This window comes from Lentimicrobiaceae bacterium (assembly GCA_020636745.1).
Classification (GTDB): domain Bacteria; phylum Bacteroidota; class Bacteroidia; order Bacteroidales; family Lentimicrobiaceae; genus Lentimicrobium.
Genome location: JACJXH010000001.1, coordinates 189217 through 207873 on the forward strand (window position 1 = coordinate 189217; position 18657 = coordinate 207873).

19 protein-coding genes are annotated in these 18657 nt (G+C 40.3%); 6 read left to right on the forward strand and 13 right to left on the reverse strand.

Annotated elements, in window-relative coordinates; genetic code table 11:
- Window positions 1-24: 24 nt before the first annotated feature.
- Window positions 25-579, forward strand: coding sequence for an NTP transferase domain-containing protein (locus H6541_00745; GenBank protein MCB9014301.1), 555 nt, complete (start codon window positions 25-27; stop codon window positions 577-579).
- Window positions 580-684: 105 nt separating this feature from the next.
- Here the strand turns inward: H6541_00745 and H6541_00750 are convergent, their stop codons facing one another.
- The 7 genes from H6541_00750 to H6541_00780 all read right to left on the reverse strand — a co-directional run bounded on the left by H6541_00750 (window position 685) and on the right by H6541_00780 (window position 8640).
- Window positions 685-1104, reverse strand: a complete 420-nt coding sequence (locus H6541_00750; protein ID MCB9014302.1) for a hypothetical protein — start codon at window positions 1102-1104, stop codon at window positions 685-687.
- A gap of 525 nt (window positions 1105-1629) precedes the next feature.
- Window positions 1630-2973 (reverse strand): sigma-54-dependent Fis family transcriptional regulator, encoded by a 1344-nt coding sequence (locus H6541_00755; protein MCB9014303.1) that lies wholly within the window; start codon window positions 2971-2973, stop codon window positions 1630-1632.
- A gap of 234 nt (window positions 2974-3207) precedes the next feature.
- Window positions 3208-4119 carry a serine acetyltransferase gene (locus H6541_00760; GenBank protein MCB9014304.1) on the reverse strand — a complete coding sequence of 304 codons (912 nt, stop codon included), beginning with the start codon at window positions 4117-4119 and terminating at the stop codon, window positions 3208-3210.
- A 3-nt stretch (window positions 4120-4122) separates the two neighbouring features.
- A complete protein-coding gene (cysK, locus tag H6541_00765) occupies window positions 4123-5049 on the reverse strand; it encodes a cysteine synthase A (protein MCB9014305.1) in 927 nt (308 codons plus the stop codon).
- A gap of 98 nt (window positions 5050-5147) precedes the next feature.
- Complete coding sequence (locus H6541_00770) at window positions 5148-6710, reverse strand: citrate lyase subunit alpha (protein MCB9014306.1); 1563 nt, start codon at window positions 6708-6710, stop codon at window positions 5148-5150.
- 39 nt (window positions 6711-6749) lie between these two features.
- On the reverse strand, window positions 6750-7967 hold the full coding sequence (locus H6541_00775) for an HpcH/HpaI aldolase/citrate lyase family protein (GenBank protein MCB9014307.1): 1218 nt from the start codon (window positions 7965-7967) through the stop codon (window positions 6750-6752).
- Between the two features lie 394 nt (window positions 7968-8361).
- Window positions 8362-8640 (reverse strand): hypothetical protein, encoded by a 279-nt coding sequence (locus H6541_00780; GenBank protein MCB9014308.1) that lies wholly within the window; start codon window positions 8638-8640, stop codon window positions 8362-8364.
- Here H6541_00780 and H6541_00785 point away from each other — a divergent pair.
- From H6541_00785 to H6541_00805, 5 genes are all read left to right on the forward strand, one after another.
- On the forward strand, window positions 8639-9523 hold the full coding sequence (locus H6541_00785) for a hypothetical protein (protein ID MCB9014309.1): 885 nt from the start codon (window positions 8639-8641) through the stop codon (window positions 9521-9523). The genes H6541_00780 and H6541_00785 overlap by 2 nt on opposite strands.
- Before the next feature lie 172 nt (window positions 9524-9695).
- Window positions 9696-10607 carry a YegS/Rv2252/BmrU family lipid kinase gene (locus tag H6541_00790; GenBank protein ID MCB9014310.1) on the forward strand — a complete coding sequence of 304 codons (912 nt, stop codon included), beginning with the start codon at window positions 9696-9698 and terminating at the stop codon, window positions 10605-10607.
- Window positions 10597-10953: a translation initiation factor gene (locus tag H6541_00795; protein ID MCB9014311.1), complete on the forward strand. Its 357-nt coding sequence runs from the start codon at window positions 10597-10599 to the stop codon at window positions 10951-10953. Before H6541_00790 ends, H6541_00795 begins: the two co-directional genes overlap by 11 nt.
- A gap of 126 nt (window positions 10954-11079) precedes the next feature.
- Window positions 11080-12654, forward strand: a complete 1575-nt coding sequence (locus tag H6541_00800; GenBank protein ID MCB9014312.1) for a glycosyltransferase family 39 protein — start codon at window positions 11080-11082, stop codon at window positions 12652-12654.
- Window positions 12655-12656: 2 nt separating this feature from the next.
- The gene (locus H6541_00805; protein ID MCB9014313.1) at window positions 12657-13931 is read left to right on the forward strand and encodes a mechanosensitive ion channel; all 1275 of its coding nucleotides are present in this window, start codon (window positions 12657-12659) and stop codon (window positions 13929-13931) included.
- On the opposite strand, the gene H6541_00810 is transcribed toward H6541_00805, so the two are convergent.
- The 6 genes from H6541_00810 to crtI form a co-directional block, all read right to left on the reverse strand.
- On the reverse strand, window positions 13906-14610 hold the full coding sequence (locus H6541_00810) for a lycopene cyclase domain-containing protein (GenBank protein ID MCB9014314.1): 705 nt from the start codon (window positions 14608-14610) through the stop codon (window positions 13906-13908). The genes H6541_00805 and H6541_00810 overlap by 26 nt on opposite strands.
- Before the next feature lies 1 nt (window position 14611).
- Window positions 14612-15085 carry a sterol desaturase family protein gene (locus tag H6541_00815; GenBank protein MCB9014315.1) on the reverse strand — a complete coding sequence of 158 codons (474 nt, stop codon included), beginning with the start codon at window positions 15083-15085 and terminating at the stop codon, window positions 14612-14614.
- 107 nt (window positions 15086-15192) lie between these two features.
- Entirely contained in the window at window positions 15193-15729 is a 537-nt protein-coding gene (gene idi / locus H6541_00820) for an isopentenyl-diphosphate Delta-isomerase (protein MCB9014316.1), read from the reverse strand.
- 2 nt (window positions 15730-15731) lie between these two features.
- Window positions 15732-16268 (reverse strand): hypothetical protein, encoded by a 537-nt coding sequence (locus tag H6541_00825; protein ID MCB9014317.1) that lies wholly within the window; start codon window positions 16266-16268, stop codon window positions 15732-15734.
- Window positions 16269-16273: 5 nt separating this feature from the next.
- Window positions 16274-17110, reverse strand: a complete 837-nt coding sequence (locus H6541_00830) for a phytoene/squalene synthase family protein (GenBank protein ID MCB9014318.1) — start codon at window positions 17108-17110, stop codon at window positions 16274-16276.
- 6 nt (window positions 17111-17116) lie between these two features.
- Complete coding sequence (gene crtI, locus H6541_00835) at window positions 17117-18589, reverse strand: phytoene desaturase (protein MCB9014319.1); 1473 nt, start codon at window positions 18587-18589, stop codon at window positions 17117-17119.
- Between the last annotated feature and the right edge of the window lie 68 nt (window positions 18590-18657).

Sequence of the window (18657 nt, forward strand, 5' to 3'; positions counted from 1 at the left end):
CTCTCGGCTGGTAATTCTTTTCGCATGGGGCGTCATAAGGCTTTACTCTCTTTTGGAAATCAAAATATTTCTTTCCTCGAAATGATAATAAAGGCTTACCGAAAAGCAGGCGCCTCGCAAGTTATAGTTGTTGTAAATGAGGAACTTAAAGAAATGCTTTCAGGCTCAGAACTTTTTGAGAACGGGGAAGCTGAGATTGTGGTGAATCATCGTCCCGGATTGGGGCGTTTTTACTCATTAAAAAAAGGACTTTCATTGGCTGAGCCCGATAATTTGGTGTTTGTTCAGAATGTTGACAATCCTTTTGTTGATGTTAATTTGTTGATTTCAATGTTGAGTTTAATTGATGAGGCCGATGTTGTAGTTCCGTCCTTTTCCGGCAGGTCAGGCCATCCGGTATTGATTAATCAGCTGGTGTGTAAAGCTGCTATTGATTTGGCTGATATAAATGTGAGGCTGGATGTGTTTTTTAAATCATTTGGCAGGGCTCACATGGAAGCTGATCATGATAGAATATTCGTGAATGTAAATACCCCGGACGATTATAAACGTTTGTTTCCGGGGGGAGCCATTGCGTAAATCTGTCATGAATATTACTGTAATCGGGTGAGATTAAAAAAAATCAGCTGTACCCCCTTAATTGGTTTACAGCTGATTAAATCAATGAAGCAATTAGTAGTCAAATTAATTATAGGCAAATGTTACCCCGTAGATGCCTTGATAATTACCGTTTGCAAGTAGTTCATTTGTTCCGGCAACTAAATTAAGTTTTTGATTGCCGTTTTGATCAGCAGTTAGTGATTCGCCTGCTCCAGTTGCTGAAGTCTGAATCGTAAAGGACTCTCCTTTGTTGTTGCTGATCCTGGCATTGTCAATAACTACCATACAGGTAGACATTGCTTTGCCTGAAATACTGAAACTGCCAAGATTAAATTGTTTTATTTCCTGGGAGTTGAGACTCATGTCAATATTGCTGTTGCAACTTGCTGAAATCGATTCAACCACCTCAGCGCTTACATGACCCGTAACCCTCACCTGACCATATCCAAGCAGCCCTGAAAGAATCAGGATGATTGTGAGTGATATTTTGAGGGCAGGTTTCATTGTAAAAAATATTTGCTCTTGACTACTGATGTAAATGTATGTATTACAATGCCCCTTGTCAAGTATTTTGTGTAAATAATTTACATTTTGTTGGTAAATATTTAGTGATAATTTTTACAAAATTTGTAAGTAATTAAAAATCAATAATTAAAGAATGACATACTGAATTAAGGAAAGTGTAAAAAAAGTTTACATATCGTTGTTTTGATGAATTGCCGTAAAAGCAGTGTAAAATATATTTACAAATCTGTCAAATTTTAACCATGGTTTTGCATGGTGTTTATCTGTAAATTAGTTTTACTATTTGGGGGGTTAAAATAATTTACAAATAAATAATGATGTAAGCATAGAGCATCGTTGTTGATGTCTAAAGAGAATTTCTTTGGAAAAGAAATAGTGCGCGGAAGGGGTAAATTACAAAGTTGTAATCATCATGTCCGGATTGCAGGCAATCGGAGTTGCATTCGTAAATAGAATATTAGGACCGATAAAGATTTCGGGCTGATAACGAGGGTATGATTACATTTAATGTTTCAGTCCGTATTTTTCAATTTTTGCATTCAGTGTTGGTCTGGTAATTTCAAGTATTCTGGAGGCTTCCTGTTTATTCCATTTTACCTTATCCAGCACTTTCTTGATATGGACCTTTTCTATATCGGCAATTGATTTGAGCTCGAATTTCTCGGCCGTTGAATCCTCGGCAGGGTGCATCAAAACAATATGTTCTTTTTCCAATACATCGCTGCGGGTCATGATAAGTGCCTGCATCAGCGTATTTTCCAATTCCCTGACATTTCCGGGCCATTCATGGGTTTTTAGCAGATCAATTACGCCATCGCCAATTTTGAGAACTCTTTTATTTAATTTCCGGTTAAGCTTTTGTACCAAATGCCTTACTAGTTCAGCGATATCATCTTTTCTCTGACGCAAAGGTGGAAGCGCAATTGTAAATACTTTAAGTCTGTAGTACAATTCTTCGCGGAATTTTCCGCTTTTAACCAATGATTCAAGATCTTTGTTTGTAGCTGCAATAATTCTTGCTTTTAAAGGAATGGTATCATCAGAGCCGGGTTTTTCAAACTCTAATTCCTGCAATACTCTGAGGAGTTTTGTTTGGATATCGTCCGACAATTCCGAGATTTCATCAAGGAAAAGAGTGCCTTCCCCTGCCTGCTCGAATTTTCCTTTTTTCTCGGTTGTGTTTCCCGGAAATGCAGTGCTGGTGTATCCAAATAATTCGTGTTCAAGAAGTCTCTCGCTCAGCGTTGAGCAATTGACAACAACCAATGGATGTTCCCTTGTTACACCGCTATAATGGATGAGTCGGGCAATCAGTTCTTTCCCGGTGCCTGTTTCGCCGGTTATCAAAACATTTACTTTGTTGAGTGATATTCTTCCAATGTTTTTAAAGATTTCGCGCATCACGGGAGTTTTTCCAACAAGCAGGTTGTCTTCAATGGCTTTGCGTGCTTCAGGCGAAATTGTTTCTGTCAGACTCCGGCTTTGTTTTGATACTTCCAGTCCGTTGCGGATTACATCAAGCAGTTCCTGCATTTGGATGGGCTTTTCAATAAAGTCGTAAGCGCCAAGCTGAATAGATTTTATGGTCAGGGCTACATCGCCATGCGCGGTGAGTAATATTACGGGAAGTCCGGGTTGGGTTCGTTGCAATTCAGTAACGACATCGAGCCCCGAAATGCCTGGCATTTGAAAATCAGTGACTACCAAATCAGGGCTTGTGGTTGAAGCCAGTTCCAGCCCAGTTTCACCGTCTGAAGCGGTTACTACTTCATAGCCAGCTTTGGTCAGGATGTTTGTTAATAGTGTCCTGATGATAGAGTCATCGTCAATTGCCAGAATTTTACTCATTGTATTGAATTTGAATATATAATCTAAATAATATGGAAACCAACCAGCCGCAAGAGTAATTGTTGGTTTTTATTGCCAGTTTATGTAAAAGAATTTAACAGCGATAAATTTACTACTATTTCATCCAAAATTGCAAATTATTGAAAGAAATTATAGAATATCTGTTATGTTATAAAGTTAAAGTGTTGAAATGTAGGTGTATAGTGGGTGTTGGCGAAAATTTGTGATTCCTTTTTATGTGTTGGAAGCGGGCTTTTTACCTATGGCAGATGATTGTGTGATTGTTTCTCCGGCACCTATATCATGGCTAACCCAGATATTCCCTCCTATAACGGCTCCCTTTCCTATAGTGATTCTTCCCAGGATAGTTGAATTGGCGTAAATAATTACATCGTCTTCAATTACAGGGTGTCTGGGAATTCCTTTTACGGGTTTCCCATTCCCGTCAAGTGGAAAACTTTTTGCGCCAAGGGTAACGCCCTGGTAAATTCTTACATTTTTACCGATGACCGATGTTTCGCCAATTACGACACCTGTCCCGTGATCAATAAAGAAACTATCGCCGATTTCAGCACCCGGATGTATGTCAATACCGGTTTCGGCATGAGCCATTTCAGAAATCATGCGTGGAATCAATGGAATGTCAAGCTTTATCAGTTCATGTGCAATACGGTAATGTGTTAAGACAGTGAGACTTGGGTAGCACAGAATGGTTTCACTGATATGTTTTGCAGCTGGATCGCCGGTATAGGCTGCCAAAGCATCGGAAGCAAGGCTGTGTCTGATTTTGGGTAAGGTGTCTATGAACTTTTCTGCTATCCTTTCCGAGCGTTCTTTACATGAACTGCAATCCAAATCGCTTTTCTTGCAGAAAAAACAAAATCCTACGTTTATCTGTTCCGACAGCTTTTTTTTCAATAGCGTTAATTTAATTGTCAGAGCAGCCTTGTAGGTGTTTTCTTCCGGATTTACTTCCTCAAAATACCCGGGAAAAAGTATTTCTTTAAGGATTGAAATGATTTGCTTGAGCTCCCCGGTAGATGGTAAGGAAGTTTCAGGATGCGGAAGATGAAACAGGCTGGCCTCATTTTGAAGGTTGCTCAATGTTTCAACAATGTTGCTGAATGAAGGATTTGAGTGATTCATATTTCAGTCGATTTTAAACAAATCAGTACTCAGATATCTTTCTCCTGTATCGCAAACAATGGTTACGATGGTTTTTCCTTTGTTCTCGGGTTTTGAGGCCAGTTGAATAGCCGACCAAACATTAGCACCTGAAGATATTCCACAAAGAATACCTTCTTCCCGCATCAGTCTCCGGGCTGTTAACATCGCATCTTCAGTGCTTACAGTTATTACACCATCAAGGATGTCTTTGTTGAGGATATCTGGTATAAATCCGGCGCCTATTCCCTGGATTTTGTGTTTTCCAGGTAACCCTCCCGATAGCACTGGGGAGTCTGCTGGTTCAACTGCATATGCTTTTATGGATGATTTTTTAGTCTTCAGCATTTCAGCAACGCCTGTAATGGTTCCACCGGTTCCGACTCCTGCTACAAAAATATCTATGCTGCCTTCTGTATCGTTCCATATTTCAGGGCCGGTGGTGCGGCGGTGCATCTGAGGGTTGGCCGTATTGATAAACTGATATGGAATATAGGCATTTCCATGGAAATCCTTAAGTTCATGTGCCCTGGCAATGGCGCCTTTCATGCCTGATTCTGCTGAAGTAAGCACAATTTCAGCTCCAAATGCTTTTATGATACTGCGGCGCTCTATACTTGCACTCTCTGGCATGGTGATGATGAGTTTATAACCTCTTTCGGCGCAAATCATGGCCAAACCGATTCCGGTGTTTCCACTGGTTGGTTCAATAATGACTGTTTCTGGCCCGATAAGTTTTTTTTCTTCCGCATTTTCAATTAATGCCAGCGCAAGCCGATCCTTGACTGAAAATGAAGGATTATTGGATTCAAGTTTTACCAGGATATTTGCCTTGTACTCTTGCCCGAGCCTGTTTAGCCTGAGCAGAGGCGTGTTGCCTATCAATTGGCTAATAGTATTTGCAATTTTCATCTCGTATAGTTTTATCTGTCAGGTGTCTTCGTGATTAAAAACAAAAAAAGCCTGCACAAGTTTGTACAGGCCTGATAGATTTATAGTGATAGTGATTTTCAGCTAATCACTTTTCTCACCGCATCAATCACCGTACCGTCTACCCATTTAATAGCTGCAATAAATTCATCGTCAAGCACTGGCAGTGATGGTTTTCCGCAGATGCGTTCGGCCTCTTCCTTGAGCTGATGAATGGTTTTTATGGGTAAAGCCGATCCTTTTAGTCTGTCAAGGAGATCAGTACGCAATGGATTGATGGCAATTCCTCTTTCTGTTACAATAACATCAATCAGTTCGCCAGGGCCACAAATCGTAGTTACTTCATCACGTATAACAGGCATTCTGTCGCGGAAAAGCGGAATTGGCAGAATGACGCATTTTGAAAACAGGCAATTCATCCAACCGCCTATTCCATGAAGTAAAAGACCATCAGAATGTGTAACAACGTTGGCGTTAAAATTGACATCAACTTCAGTAGCGCCCAGAATAACCACATCAACCATTGATGCAAAGTTGCCTTTGCCATGATAGTTGTAGCTTGTGAAAGGGCTTGTATTCAGGTGATTGTTGTTTTCGCGCATAGATCTTACGCCTTCCAGGTCAAAAGTTTGTCCATCAAGAATGTAATCAACCAGGCCTTCTTCAAGCATCTGAACCAGGTATTTATTGCTTCCTCCGCGGGCAAAACGGGCTTTCATGCCTCGTTTGCGCAACATTTCAGCAAAATATATCCCGATAGAAAGAGCTGTTCCGCCTGCACCGGCCTGAAATGAAAATCCATTGCGAATAATGCCTGCTTCATCACAAAACCGGGCGGTTAATTCTGCCAACAGCAGCCTGTCGGGGCTTTTGGTAATTTCAGTGGTTCCTGAAATGATTTTTTCAGGGATGCCTATTTGGCTTAGTACAACCACAAAATCAACATAATTGCCGTGAATTTGCCAGGGAACACAAGGAAAAGGCACAAGATTGTCGGTGACAACGATAACTTTATCGGCATACTGTGAATCGGCCAGGGCAAACCCGAGCAATCCGCAGGCTGCGGTGCCGCGGTCGCCGGTTGCATTGCCAAACATATCGGCTGTCGGCGCCGCAATTACAGCAATATCGATGTGGAGATCACCATCCTGAATGGCCTGGTAGCGCCCTCCATGAGAACGCAAAATTCCCATTCCCTGCATTTTGCCTTCTGATGTGAATTTGCCAAGCGCGCCATTCATGCTTCCTTCAATATGATGAATGGTGCCATCTTCAAGATATCTGATTAATGGACTGTGGCATTCAAATGAAGCAGAAGGCGCCCATGTCAGGTTTTTAACGCCCAGTTCAGCAGCGGCATCAAAAATCTGGTTTCCAACCAGGTCGCCATTGCGAAAATGATGATGCGTGGATATGGTCATCCCGTCTTTCAGGCCGCACCTGATAAGCGCTTCACGTAAGGAAGAGATGACTTTGTTTCCGTCTTCGGGGTAATCGGCACACGAACTAATGGGTGGAGCGTATTTTCTGCCTGATGGTCTGAATTTTCCAACACCCTGATATGGAGTTGATTCCTTACCATTGATGATTTGTGGAACAATCCTTCCCACTGCGTTGGTTGTTAGATTACCGTATTTTGACATGATTTTCTTTTTAACCCGGTTAATGATTATTCAAGTTTTTCAGCCAGTAGTAAATTCATTGCGCCAGTCAACCGGCAGTTTGCCCATTTTTATGGCGCGTGTGATGGTTTGTTGCGCTCTTTTTACAACAGGAGGGTCAATCATTTTAGTGCCCAGTGAAACAACGCCCAGGCCTTGTTCGGTAGCATCGATAAACGCACTGACAATTTTTTTGGCCTTCTCGATTTCTGCTTCATCTGGAGCGAAATTATCGTGAATTACCTTTATTTGCCGCGGATGTATGCATCCCATTCCATCAAATCCCATCGCTTTTGAACGTTGCACCGTTTGACCGAGAGCTTCCATATCAGCAATATCTGAAAAAACAGAGTCGATGGCCTGAATACCTGTCGCTTTACATGCATTCACTATCATACTGCGGGCAAAAAACGATTCTGATCCTTCGTTGGTGCGGCGGGTACCAAGGTCTGCTGTATAGTCTTCAAGGCCAATGGCCAAAGCAACTACATTTTGACAATTGGCAATTTCAAGTGCTTTTAGCACGCCAAGAGCACTTTCTATAATGGGCATCAGCCATATATGGCTTTTGATTCCGTGCTGTTGTTTTAATGCATCAATCCGTTGATTAACCAGTTCTATTTGATGAGCACTTTCACACTTTGGCACGAGAATCAGATTCACATTGTGGGGAACAATGTAATCAAGATCCTGAAGCCCTTCAGGTATCTGGTTGATTCTGACCATCCTTTCAGCTCCATAAAAATCAAGTCCTCTCAGCGCATTTCTGACAAGTAAACGGGCTTCAGGTTTTTTTTGAACAGCAACAGCATCTTCCAGGTCGAGAATTATGCCATTGGGCTTGTGAATGCCGGCATTGATCATCAGGCTTGGGCTGTTGCCCGGAAGATAAAGCCTTGAAAACCGATCCTGTTCCTTGCTTGTTTCATAATTGTTTTGAGGCAAAAAAGCAGGAAGGTATTCCTTTTCAGAGCCTGTTAACTGCCTGATGGCCGCTTCGAGCCTGGCAGCTATAACCAGCTCAAGCGCTCCTGAATCTTCAAGTAAAAGCCGCGCGTGCTTTATTTCATAATGTTGGAAGATCTTTTCGCAAAGCCCGATAATGGATTTGCCGTAAAGAGCCATTACTTTACTGTTTACTTGAATGTCAATGCCACCAACTGTCATTAATTCGAGCGTGACATGACAATCTGACCTGACTCCTTTTCCTTTGTTGCCTGTTGTTGCTGTGTTTGTCACATCATCCTCCGGTTTTATAGTTTAAAGATGTTTCCTTTTTTTTGAATGCCTGGCAGAGTTTAATAGTTGTATTGAAATAATTATTTACCAAATTTAAAGATGTTGCACCACAATGTCAACTTTAATGTAAAGATACCTTTTGGTATTCGGTAATTCTCGTTAAAATGCGGGAAATTAAATGTTTAATGAATGCCTGATTCGTTTTGGTAAAATTAACGGTACGGTTATTTAGTGTGCAATCAATTAAAGTGTTGTATTGAAGCTGACATTTATTAAAAATATGCTGACATGTAAAAATGTATGTATTTGAAAAGTCAGAGCAATTTACTTAAAGTTATGTGGCTGATAAACTGTGTGTTGGTGAATGCCTGGGGTTTTTATGTTTATTGTATATTTAAATAATTGTGCCTCTTGATTTTGAAGGGTAATTGCCAGAATACACATGAATCGCTAAACAATGATAGAAAAATGAATACTTTTTGTGTATTTTTGTATTCAAATCCCTTGCATCGTTCTTTTTACTGAAAAGCTGAACAAAACAATCTTTCGCTGGTTTAATAGCAGCTTTTAAAAACGGAATAGTTTTTGCAATAGCATTGAGATAAATCAAAATTACTTCTGCCTGGCAGAAATCAATAAACCAACCATTAGAAACCCAAAAATCAAAAGACATGAGAAAATGGAATTTTTTTATTGCAGCATTATTTATGAGTGCAGCCGTTATGGTAAGTTCTTGCACAAAAGATAGTGAAGAAACCGATCCGGGGCCATCACTAACCATTAAAGGCGGTGCAGGTTATACATCCGACGATGCAACCATCCAAATTGGAACTACCATTAAAGTAGGTGTAGTAGGTGGTAAAAGCAGTGTTTCTGGCAATAAACTTACTAGATTTGTATTCAAATACACGGCCAATAATGTTCCCACAACATTGTTAGATACCACCCTGAATGCTGATTCTTTCAATTGGGAAACAGAACTTGATTTTTCAGGAGTAGGTACCGGCAGACTTTCATTCGAACTTACAGATAAAGGTGGAATGAAAGCTGAAAAGGGGTTCAATATTACAGTTGAAGGTCCTGAAACCGTTAAGTATACCAATATTGAATTAGGTTCATCGAATGATGCAATTGGTAGCTTTTTCTCTACAGCAGAAGGTATTGCTTATACTGTTACCCAGACTGCAACCGTACCTGCTAACCAGGCTAAAATTGACTTTTTGTTCTTTAAAGGTGTAACCAATGCCAATACCATTGCTTCTCCTGATGATGTTGATGCCAATACCATTACCGATCTTAAGCTTGGACAATGGACAAATCAAAACCAAACCCGTTTTAACCCATCAACTTATTCAGCTGCTCAATTTGATGCAATTGGTGGAAACTTCCAGTTCCCAAGTTTTGACGTAAATCAGCAAACGACAAAAATGAACCAACTTGAGGTTGGAGATGTATTTTTGTTCAAAACCCAGAGCAATAAGCTGGGACTCATCAAAATCGTAAGTCTCTACACCAAAGGCGATAAGATGAAAATTGATGTTGTAATGGAAAAATAAGTTTCTTAGACTACGATAAAAAAAGCTGCCTTTCAGGCGGCTTTTTTTATGCGAATAGCATCCTGAATTTACCATCATTCACCTTGCCAGGCATGATTTTACTCCTTTCTACGGCTTAATTTGTACTTTTGCACCATCAATTCATCAAAAAAATCAAGTGTAGCAGACAGGAATGGCAAATCAGAAAAAGCGTGTGCTCTTTATTGTAAACCCTGTTTCGGGGGTTAACCAGTCGCGAAAAGCATTGCTTGCTGATATTGCTTCAGCTGAACTTAATCCTCATGTTTTTGATTGGGAAATTCAATTTTCAGATTCAGCCGAACATGCCAAAGAACTGAGCCATGCTGCTGCTGTTGCAGGAGTTGATATCATTGCAGCTGTAGGTGGTGATGGCACTGTTAATCAGGTAGTAAAAGGAATGATTGGCAGCTCTTCAACCCTGGCTTTGATTCCGGCAGGTTCAGGAAATGGACTTGCCCGCCATCTGAAAATTCCGATTGACATTGTTCAGAGTGTACAGCTTATAAATGCCGGAGAGTCTCAACTGATAGATACTGTAAGATTAAATGATAGCCTTTTCGTTTCAATAGCCGGCGTTGGGTTTGATGCATTGGTAGCCAAACGCTTTTCTAAAGTATCGCGCAGAGGTTTTTTTTCCTATTTTAAAATTGTTACCAAAGAATATCATTATTACCGCCCGCGAAAATACCGAATGATTATTGACGGGAAAGCCTTTGTCAGGCAGGCTTTATTTGTTAGTTTTGCCAATACCAATCAATTTGGTTACAATACCATTATTTCTCCTGATGCCAGAATTGATGATGGCTTGGTTGATGTTTGTATTGTAAAGAAGGTTCCTTTGTTATACGCGCCCCGGGTGGTGGGCCTTTTGTTGACGCGCCGGATTGATAATTCCGGTTTTGTTGAAATTATCAGGGCCAAAAGCGTACAACTTGTCCGCAACAAAAATAAAGTGGTAAATGTTGACGGTGAACCGGTAAAACTTCATAAAGAGTTACGAATTGATGTAGCCCCTCTTTCTTTGAGGGTAATTGTTCCAAAATTGCATTCTGATGGGAAATAGCAACAATAAAAATAAAAATCAGGCCAGGGGAGTGGTATATTCCACCAATCAGGATTACAATTATAAGTTTGATACTGAAGAAGAACAGGCGACTTTGCCTCCGCAGCAGCAAAACCTCAGGGTGATGCTTGATAAAAAACTGAAAGGCGGCAAAAAAGCTACTGTCGTTACCGGATTTGTCGGCACGTCTGCTGATTTGTCAGATTTGGCAAAGCAACTAAAGAATCTTTGTGCGGCAGGAGGCTCATCTGGCGATGGCGAAATTTTAGTTCAGGGCGACTGCCGGCAAAAAATTCTTGATTTTCTGTTAAAAAAAGGATACAAAGTGAAACTTGCCGGAGGCTGATTCTCTTAACTTTACCTAAAATACAGAATTTATTTACCTTACCGAGATTTTCTTCAAACTATGCTAACAGAATTCTTAAATTTTTTTCGAAAAAATCCTTGGTTTTTCTATGCTTTCAGCATTGTCATGCTATTCCCCGCTTTATTGTGGCATCTTGGCTTCCTGGCAATCAACTTTCCTACCGATGAGCCAACCAGAGCCATTGTTGCACTGGAGATGATTGTGAGTGGAAATTATATCACACCTACCATCAATGGCGAATTTTACTTCAATAAACCTCCGCTTTACAATTGGATAATTGTGCTTTTTTATAAGCTTGCCGGAAACTATTCAGAGTTTACGCTGCGATTGCCAATGGTTATTTCACTTTTGCTGTTTGGCCTTACTATTTTTCAGTTTGTTCGTCGTCACCTTGGAAATATGCAGGGGTTTGTGGTGGCAATGTTGTTTATTACTTCCGGTCGTATACTTTTCTGGGATTCATTTTTGGGGTTGATAGATATTACTTTTTCATGGCTGGTTTACAGCGCTTTTATGCTGATTTATTATTTCCATTCCCGAAAGCAATACCTGGCGCTTTTCCTTGTTTCCTACCTGCTTACAGCCTTGACATTTATGATGAAAGGCTTGCCATCATTGGTATTTCAAGGCATTACCCTGCTGGTGTTTTTTAGCTACAACAGGGAGTTTAAGAAGTTATTTTCGTGGCGGCACTTCGCCGGAATAGGGTTGTTTATTCTTATTGTGGGTTCATATTACCTGGCTTATTTTCGCTACAATTCACTCGACAATGTTTTTGTGACATTATTCAGTGAGTCGGAAAAACGAACCATTATCAACTACGGGTGGAAGCGGTTTGTAAGTCATTTGTTTACTTTCCCGCTAGAGATGTTTTATCATTTCTTCCCCTGGTCGGTGTTATGGATTTTCTTTTTTAAGAAGGATTTCAGGAAAACACTGCACGATCATCCGTTTCTGAGGTTTAATTTTTTGGTGTTCATTTACAATATCATCATTTACTGGACATCTCCTGAATCTTACCCCAGGTATATTTTCATGCTTTTCCCACCCTTATTTACCATTCTTGTGTATATGTTTTTTCTCGATCGTGCTGCAAAAGGACGATGGAGTAAAGTTGTGGAAGGTTTTTTATTGGCTGTCTTGATTTTAGGGACAATGGCAGCTATTCCCATGCCCATACTTAAACAAACCGGTTTCGTAAATTTTGCCTGGTTGAAGGCTTCGGTTATGTTTGCTGTTATGGCCATGCTAACCTGGATTTATTTGAAAGTAAAAGAGCAGCGAATGATAATTTTTGCTGCAGCCATGCTTATGCTCCGTATTGGATTCGACTGGTTTATAATTCCGCCGAGGTATGATGATTTTCAGGTTCACAAAGATGGAGCACTGAAGGCTGCTGCAATAACAGGCAGCGCTAAACTACACATCTATAAGAATTCAGAAACTGAACATGCAACTTCTTTTTATATTACGCTGGGTAAAATGCAGTTGCTGCAACGTCAGTATGATGATTTTAATACAACTGATTATTATTACCTTGATCCAAGGCTGCTTCCTCAGGATGCTTACGAAACAATTTATGATTTTCAGTTGTACCGGCACGACCGTCCTATCAAAATTGCCCGGCTGAATGAAAAAGGGGTTAAGTATATTGGACCAGAAATAGAAATCAATCCGTAATTATGACTGTACTTCAAATTGGATTAAGAGTAAAGGAATTGCTGACAAAGTGGGGCTTTTCCGAAAGTTTCACATCAGGTATGCGTGATATTACTGATTTTATCATCGCGTTTATTCTGATTGTGTTAACCTATTATGTTGTAAAATTTATCGTTCTCGGGGTTGTTCATCGTATAACCAAACGCTCTTCAACCACATGGGACGATGCATTGTATGATAACCGGGTTTTTCATAAAGCCGTTTTACTGGTTCCTGGGTTTTTGCTCAATTTTTTGTCGCCCTTTACACTCAATGAGTTTCCTGATGCACTGAACTGGGTAATAAGGCTGACGCAAATCTACATGATATTCGTTACACTGTTTACTATCAATGCCTTTTTGAATGCTGTGTATGACATTTATCAGGGTTATGAAGTTTCTAAATCAAAACCGGTTAAAGGATATCTGCAGGTATTTAAAATTATAATGTTTATTGTGGGCATTATAGTGGTAATCTCTATGTTGCTTGATAAATCACCTGTCTTTCTTCTGGGAGGTCTGGGCGCTTTTTCAGCTGTATTGCTATTAATTTTCCGCGATCCTATTTTAGGACTGGTAGCCGGCATTCAGATTTCGGCCAATGATATGGTTCGCCCCGGCGATTGGATTGTAATGGATAAATCAGGTGCTGATGGTGAAGTTACTGATATTTCGCTGACTACTGTAAAGGTTCAGAACTGGGATAAAACCATTACTACCATTCCCACTTATTCTCTCGTGTCAGAAAGTTTTATCAACTGGCGTGGAATGGAAGAATCGGGCGGACGACGTATCAAAAGATCGGTCAATATTGATGTGAACAGTGTAAAATTCTGCTCATCACAAATGATTGAAAAGTTCAGAAAGATTGATTTATTGCGAAATTATATCAATTTTAAAGAAAAGGAACTTTCAGATTTTAACCGGCAGAGTGGCATTGATGATTCCATTATTGTCAATGGGAGGCGTCAAACCAATCTTGGAGTGTTCAGGGCCTACTTGTCGGCTTATCTGCGAAATAATCCTGATATCAGAACAGATATGACCTTTCTGGTGAGGCAGCTTCAACCTCGCGAAAGTGGTATTCCTATCGAAATTTATGTATTCAGCAAAGTGCAGGAATGGGCTAAATATGAGGATATTCAATCTGATATTTTTGACCATATTCTGGCCAGCATTCCTGAATTTGAGCTTAAAGTGTTCCAGAATCCATCAGGTGCAGATTTCAGAGCCATCAGGAAGGAAGATTCTTTAAAATAAGTGTTCTGCCCTGAAGCCATTTGTAAATGCTTGTGTTCATAAGCAGGAGTAGTAAGCCATAAACCGAATCTTCAATGGGTATGGTGCCCAGCCTGATGCCAAGATTTCTGGTGTTGTCGTACCACACTACCGGTTCAGGTGTAAAGCTGCCGGTTAGTGCTCCATTTACTATGAAAAATGGAATCAGTATGATCGCAAAAGTGAAATAGAAGCGGCCAAGATAGTTGGTTTTGAATACAAAAAGGTGAAGGCTTAAAAATAAGGCTGTAGCCAGAAATGTCACAAATGTATAGGTTCGTTCAGGATTCAGCAGAGCCACCACCGTCAGTATAATTATAAGTATAATGGTAATGCCTTTGGCATAGCGGCCCAGATAGTCCTGCTTAATCAGATATTCAAATGAATGATAAGTAAACAGGCAGGCATATGGAATGGCAATAAAGAAAAGCCATTCTTCAACCGGTAAGTTGAAAATGTTGACCCCTTGTAAGTACCGTTCATTAAAACCCCATACACCAGCAGCTGTTTTGTATACATCCCAGGGGATAAAAATCAGCATGGTTCCCAGCATAGCAGGGAGGAGAAACTTCCATTGTTTGTAGAATTTTAACCTGTGGTCGAAACTTACAATAAAGGGGATGGAGATAGACAGGATATTAATCCAGAAGTAGTAGGACATTTCAGGATGTTTTTACATCTTTTGACTTGTGTTTTTTTGAAAACTCTTCAAAATAGTATTTCATCGGAGCAACAAGAAATCCATAATTATAATGAGCATGTGGATGGTGATGTTCGAGATGAGCTTTTACAGTTGCCCGCAGATACCGGTTCGAAAAGTTTTTTAAAATCGGGATGCGCTGGTGTACATATACATCATGGAACATAAAGTAAGCGAATCCATATAAAAATATCCCTAACCCTAAACTTAGCAGGTACGTGTTGGGGTTGGTTACCCCAAAATAAATAAGCAGTATGCTCGGAATGGCAAATATAATGGCAAAAACATCATTCCATTCTAATTTACGGCCATCGCGTATATGATGATCTTTATGCAATACCCATAAAAATCCATGCATCACAAACTTGTGGGTAAACCATGCCATGAATTCCATGAACAGAAACGCTGCAATCACCAAAAGTACATTGAGAATTATTTCCATAGTGTGAAAGCTATTGTTAAGTTATTCAGATTGTTGAATGCGTTTTTTTGTGACTGAATAAACAACCCGGATTCTTGTTTTGTTTAAAAAATGCATTCTTTTCAGGCGGTATGATTGTTGAGTTTTTGATTGAAATATTGCTCAACCCGGTCAAAGGCAATCCTGAACCAGATGGTGAATTTTTCGGGATTCTCAATCATTTCATGTCTGATTTCATGCATATCAGCAAAGCGGTATGAAGCAACTTCTTCCGTATTTATTTCTGGCAAAATATCTGATTTGCCTATAAATACATGATCAAACTCATGTTCTGTAAGGTCATTGTCAAATTTTGCCTTATAAACAAACCCAAACACTTCTTCAAAATCACAATCAAATCCCATTTCCTCAATCATCCTTCGGTGGGCAGCATCGGCAGTGCTTTCGCCGGGTCGTGGATGACTGCAACAGGTATTGGTCCATAATCCGGGAGAATGATATTTGGTAAAAGCCCGCTGTTGTAACATCAGTTTGCCGGCCTGGTTGAAAATAAAAACAGAAAAGGCACGGTGTAGTCTGGCTTCAACATGAGCCTGCATTTTTTCCATAGTGCCCGTTTCGAAGTCATTTTCATCAACAAGTATTACGTATTCTTCCATCTTTATTTCAATGTGGTTTGGTTTGACAGGCGTATGGTGTTCTGCTCAGCTTTGGTAAGTTTGTCCGAATCGACTAAAAATTCTATCATTTTATTGAAAATTCTGTCGTTTGAAACGGATTTCTGTCCTTTCGATAGATTGGCAAGTAAAAAACGTTTATCTTCTTCAATATGCTGGTTATAGCCTAAAAATGAAGGTGTTTTACTTTGGGTTGCAAATCTTAGAAATCTGATTTCGAAACTATCTGGCTCAAGTTTTACAGCTTCAGCGAGCAATTGTTTTCCCTTGCGAAAATAGGAAATTTTCTTTGCCGGATTACTCAGGCATGCCGGTGCTGCTGCCGTTGATGCTCCGTAGTAAGCTAGAAGCAGGGCTGTTTTAGGCGGGTTATTCGCAAAATTATCGCTTAGCCGCAGAGCATTGCATTCATCTGCCTCTATGCCAAAGTAGGTTTCACGGGCAAGATTCAGGCTCACTGTTTGAGCGGTTGAAAGCGTGGCAATCAAAATGAAGCTGAGAATAACGGCAGGACGTAACATAATTTTTAAAACATATTTAACTGATGTCTGATATATGATGTTACCAGAAGTTTATATTTGGTTGAGTTGGGGATGCGAACCCTTTCATTCATAATTTGTGATGATTTCGTCCGTTTGATTTTCAAAAACAGGTTGTAGAAATATACATAGGCCATGTAAACTCCGAATCTGGCTCCGCGCGGCAGTTTTCTGATTCCGTCAAGCCCGTCGGCAAAGTCAATGGAAATGTCATCTTCAAGTTTTCGCTTTGCTTCATCGTCAAATCTGCTTAAATCAATATTTGGGAAGTACGATCGGCCAAGCCCTTGGTAATCAGCCTTCAGATCGCGTAGGAAATTTATTTTCTGAAAAGCCGAACCCAACCGCATGGCCGGCCCTTTTAACTTCTGATATTTCTCCTCATCGCCCTCACAAAATACCCTCAGACACATCAGCCCGACAACTTCGGCAGAGCCAAGTATATATTCTTCAAATGCGGGTTGATCATAATGAATATCTCTGAGGTCCATTTCCATGCTGTTCAGAAACTTCTCTATCAGTTCCCATTCAATGTTGTATTTATTCACAGCCCATTGAAAGTTATTCAGGATGGGATTGAGACTTATTTTTTCTTCAATGGCCAGGCGGGTGTCGTTTTTGAATCGTTCAAGCAGCTTGGCTTTGTCGAAACCATGAAATGAATCCACAATTTCATCACCGAACCTCACAAAACCGTAAATGGCATAAATCGGATCGTGAAACCTGCGGCTGAAAAATCGAATGCCCATAGAAAAGGAGGTTGAGTAAGTTACGGTGGTAAGCTTGCTCGATTTCTTTGAAATCATATCGAAAAGATCTTTCATGGATGCTTAATTTAGTTTAATGATTTCATGTGCAGCAATTTGGCCTGAAATAATGGCCGGGGGAACTCCGGGTCCTGGGACAGTAAGTTGTCCTGCATACAACAAATTTTTAATCTTATGGTTTCGCATTTTTGGTTTTAGAAATGCGGTCTGCATTAATGTATTTGCCAGCCCATAAGCATTGCCTTTATATGCGTTGTAATCTTTTTCAAAATCCGAGTGAGCATAACTTCTTTTAAAAACAATATGTTCGCGTAGTGATTGGCCGGTATATTTTTCCATGCGCTTGATTACCAGGTCAAGATAGTGCTCACGGGTTTCTTCCGTATCGGTAAGCCCTGGTGCAACCGGAATAAGTACCATAACGTTTTCGTGACCCTCAGGCGCTACGGTGCTGTCGGTGCGCGAAGTACAACTGATATAAACCGATGGTTTTTCTGGCCACTCCGGTTTCTTGTAAATGGAATCGGCATGATCTTCAAAATCTTCATCAAAAAGCAAAGTGTGATGATCAAGCTTTGTAATTCGGGTATCAAAGCCAAGGTAAAAGATCAGCGATGAAGGAGAAAGTACCCGGCTGTCCCAGTATTTATCATCATATCTGCGATAAGCTTCAGGTAATAAATGCTGTTCAACATGATGATAATCGGCAGATGCGATTACATAATCAGCCTGAAATTCATTTTGCAAAGTACTGACTGATTTTAACAGGTTGTTTTCGATGTTTAGCGATGTAACACCCTGGTTATAAATAAATTCTACACCAAATTCGCGGGCAAGTTTTTCCATAGCTTCCACAACGGCATACATTCCGGTTTCGGGGTACCACGTTCCCTGAATCATATCGCTGTAATTCATCATGCTGTACAGCGCAGGTGTGGTTTTGGCCGTTCCGCCGAGAAACAAAACCGGAAATTCAAGCATTCGGTTTATCTTTTCACTTTTAAAAAATCTTCGTGTATAGGCACCAAATGAGCTGAACAGATTTAATTTAATGCCTGCCGCTGCTATTTTCCAGTGCATGTATTCGGTAACTGAGTGACTGGGTTTCTTTACAAATTCACCGATTCCAATTCTGTATTTATACTCCGATTCTTTTAAAAACTGCTTTAGCCCTTTCGAGCTGCCGGGTTCGATAGATTCGTATAATTTGTAGATTTCTTCTGTTTCAGTTGGCAAAGCAACTTCATCGTCAGGGCCAAAATAGATTTTGTATGAAGGACTGATGCGGTTCAATTTGTAGTAATCTGAAACCTTTTTTCCAAATGAAGCAAAATAATCCTCAAAAATATCAGGCATCCAATACCAACTCGGCCCCATATCAAAGGTATAACCCTCTGCTGAGAATTTTCGGGCCCGCCCGCCCGCTATCGCATTTTTCTCAAGCACTGTTACTTTGTGCCCTGCAGCAGCCAGCGTAGCTGCAGCTGATAACCCTGAGAAACCTGCTCCTATTACGATGATATTTTTTGTTGACATTGTTTTATTTTTAAACCGGGAGTTGACTTCCAGGAGATTTTGTTCATTTAAACAGTATTAACAAAATT

Excerpts from the sequence above, each read along its gene's own strand:
- H6541_00745 (MCB9014301.1), top strand. The coding sequence starts at position 25 with ATGGGGCGTCATAAGGCTTTACTCTCTTTTGGAAATCAAAATATTTCT.
- H6541_00750 (MCB9014302.1), bottom strand. The coding sequence starts at position 1,104 with ATGAAACCTGCCCTCAAAATATCACTCACAATCATCCTGATTCTTTCA.
- H6541_00755 (MCB9014303.1), bottom strand. The coding sequence starts at position 2,973 with ATGAGTAAAATTCTGGCAATTGACGATGACTCTATCATCAGGACACTA.
- H6541_00760 (MCB9014304.1), bottom strand. The coding sequence starts at position 4,119 with ATGAATCACTCAAATCCTTCATTCAGCAACATTGTTGAAACATTGAGC.
- cysK (MCB9014305.1), bottom strand. The coding sequence starts at position 5,049 with ATGAAAATTGCAAATACTATTAGCCAATTGATAGGCAACACGCCTCTG.
- H6541_00770 (MCB9014306.1), bottom strand. The coding sequence starts at position 6,710 with ATGTCAAAATACGGTAATCTAACAACCAACGCAGTGGGAAGGATTGTT.
- H6541_00785 (MCB9014309.1), top strand. The coding sequence starts at position 8,639 with ATGAGAAAATGGAATTTTTTTATTGCAGCATTATTTATGAGTGCAGCC.
- H6541_00780 (MCB9014308.1), bottom strand. The coding sequence starts at position 8,640 with ATGTCTTTTGATTTTTGGGTTTCTAATGGTTGGTTTATTGATTTCTGC.
- H6541_00790 (MCB9014310.1), top strand. The coding sequence starts at position 9,696 with ATGGCAAATCAGAAAAAGCGTGTGCTCTTTATTGTAAACCCTGTTTCG.
- H6541_00795 (MCB9014311.1), top strand. The coding sequence starts at position 10,597 with ATGGGAAATAGCAACAATAAAAATAAAAATCAGGCCAGGGGAGTGGTA.
- H6541_00800 (MCB9014312.1), top strand. The coding sequence starts at position 11,080 with ATGCTATTCCCCGCTTTATTGTGGCATCTTGGCTTCCTGGCAATCAAC.
- H6541_00805 (MCB9014313.1), top strand. The coding sequence starts at position 12,657 with ATGACTGTACTTCAAATTGGATTAAGAGTAAAGGAATTGCTGACAAAG.
- H6541_00810 (MCB9014314.1), bottom strand. The coding sequence starts at position 14,610 with ATGTCCTACTACTTCTGGATTAATATCCTGTCTATCTCCATCCCCTTT.
- idi (MCB9014316.1), bottom strand. The coding sequence starts at position 15,729 with ATGGAAGAATACGTAATACTTGTTGATGAAAATGACTTCGAAACGGGC.
- H6541_00825 (MCB9014317.1), bottom strand. The coding sequence starts at position 16,268 with ATGTTACGTCCTGCCGTTATTCTCAGCTTCATTTTGATTGCCACGCTT.
- H6541_00830 (MCB9014318.1), bottom strand. The coding sequence starts at position 17,110 with ATGAAAGATCTTTTCGATATGATTTCAAAGAAATCGAGCAAGCTTACC.
- crtI (MCB9014319.1), bottom strand. The coding sequence starts at position 18,589 with ATGTCAACAAAAAATATCATCGTAATAGGAGCAGGTTTCTCAGGGTTA.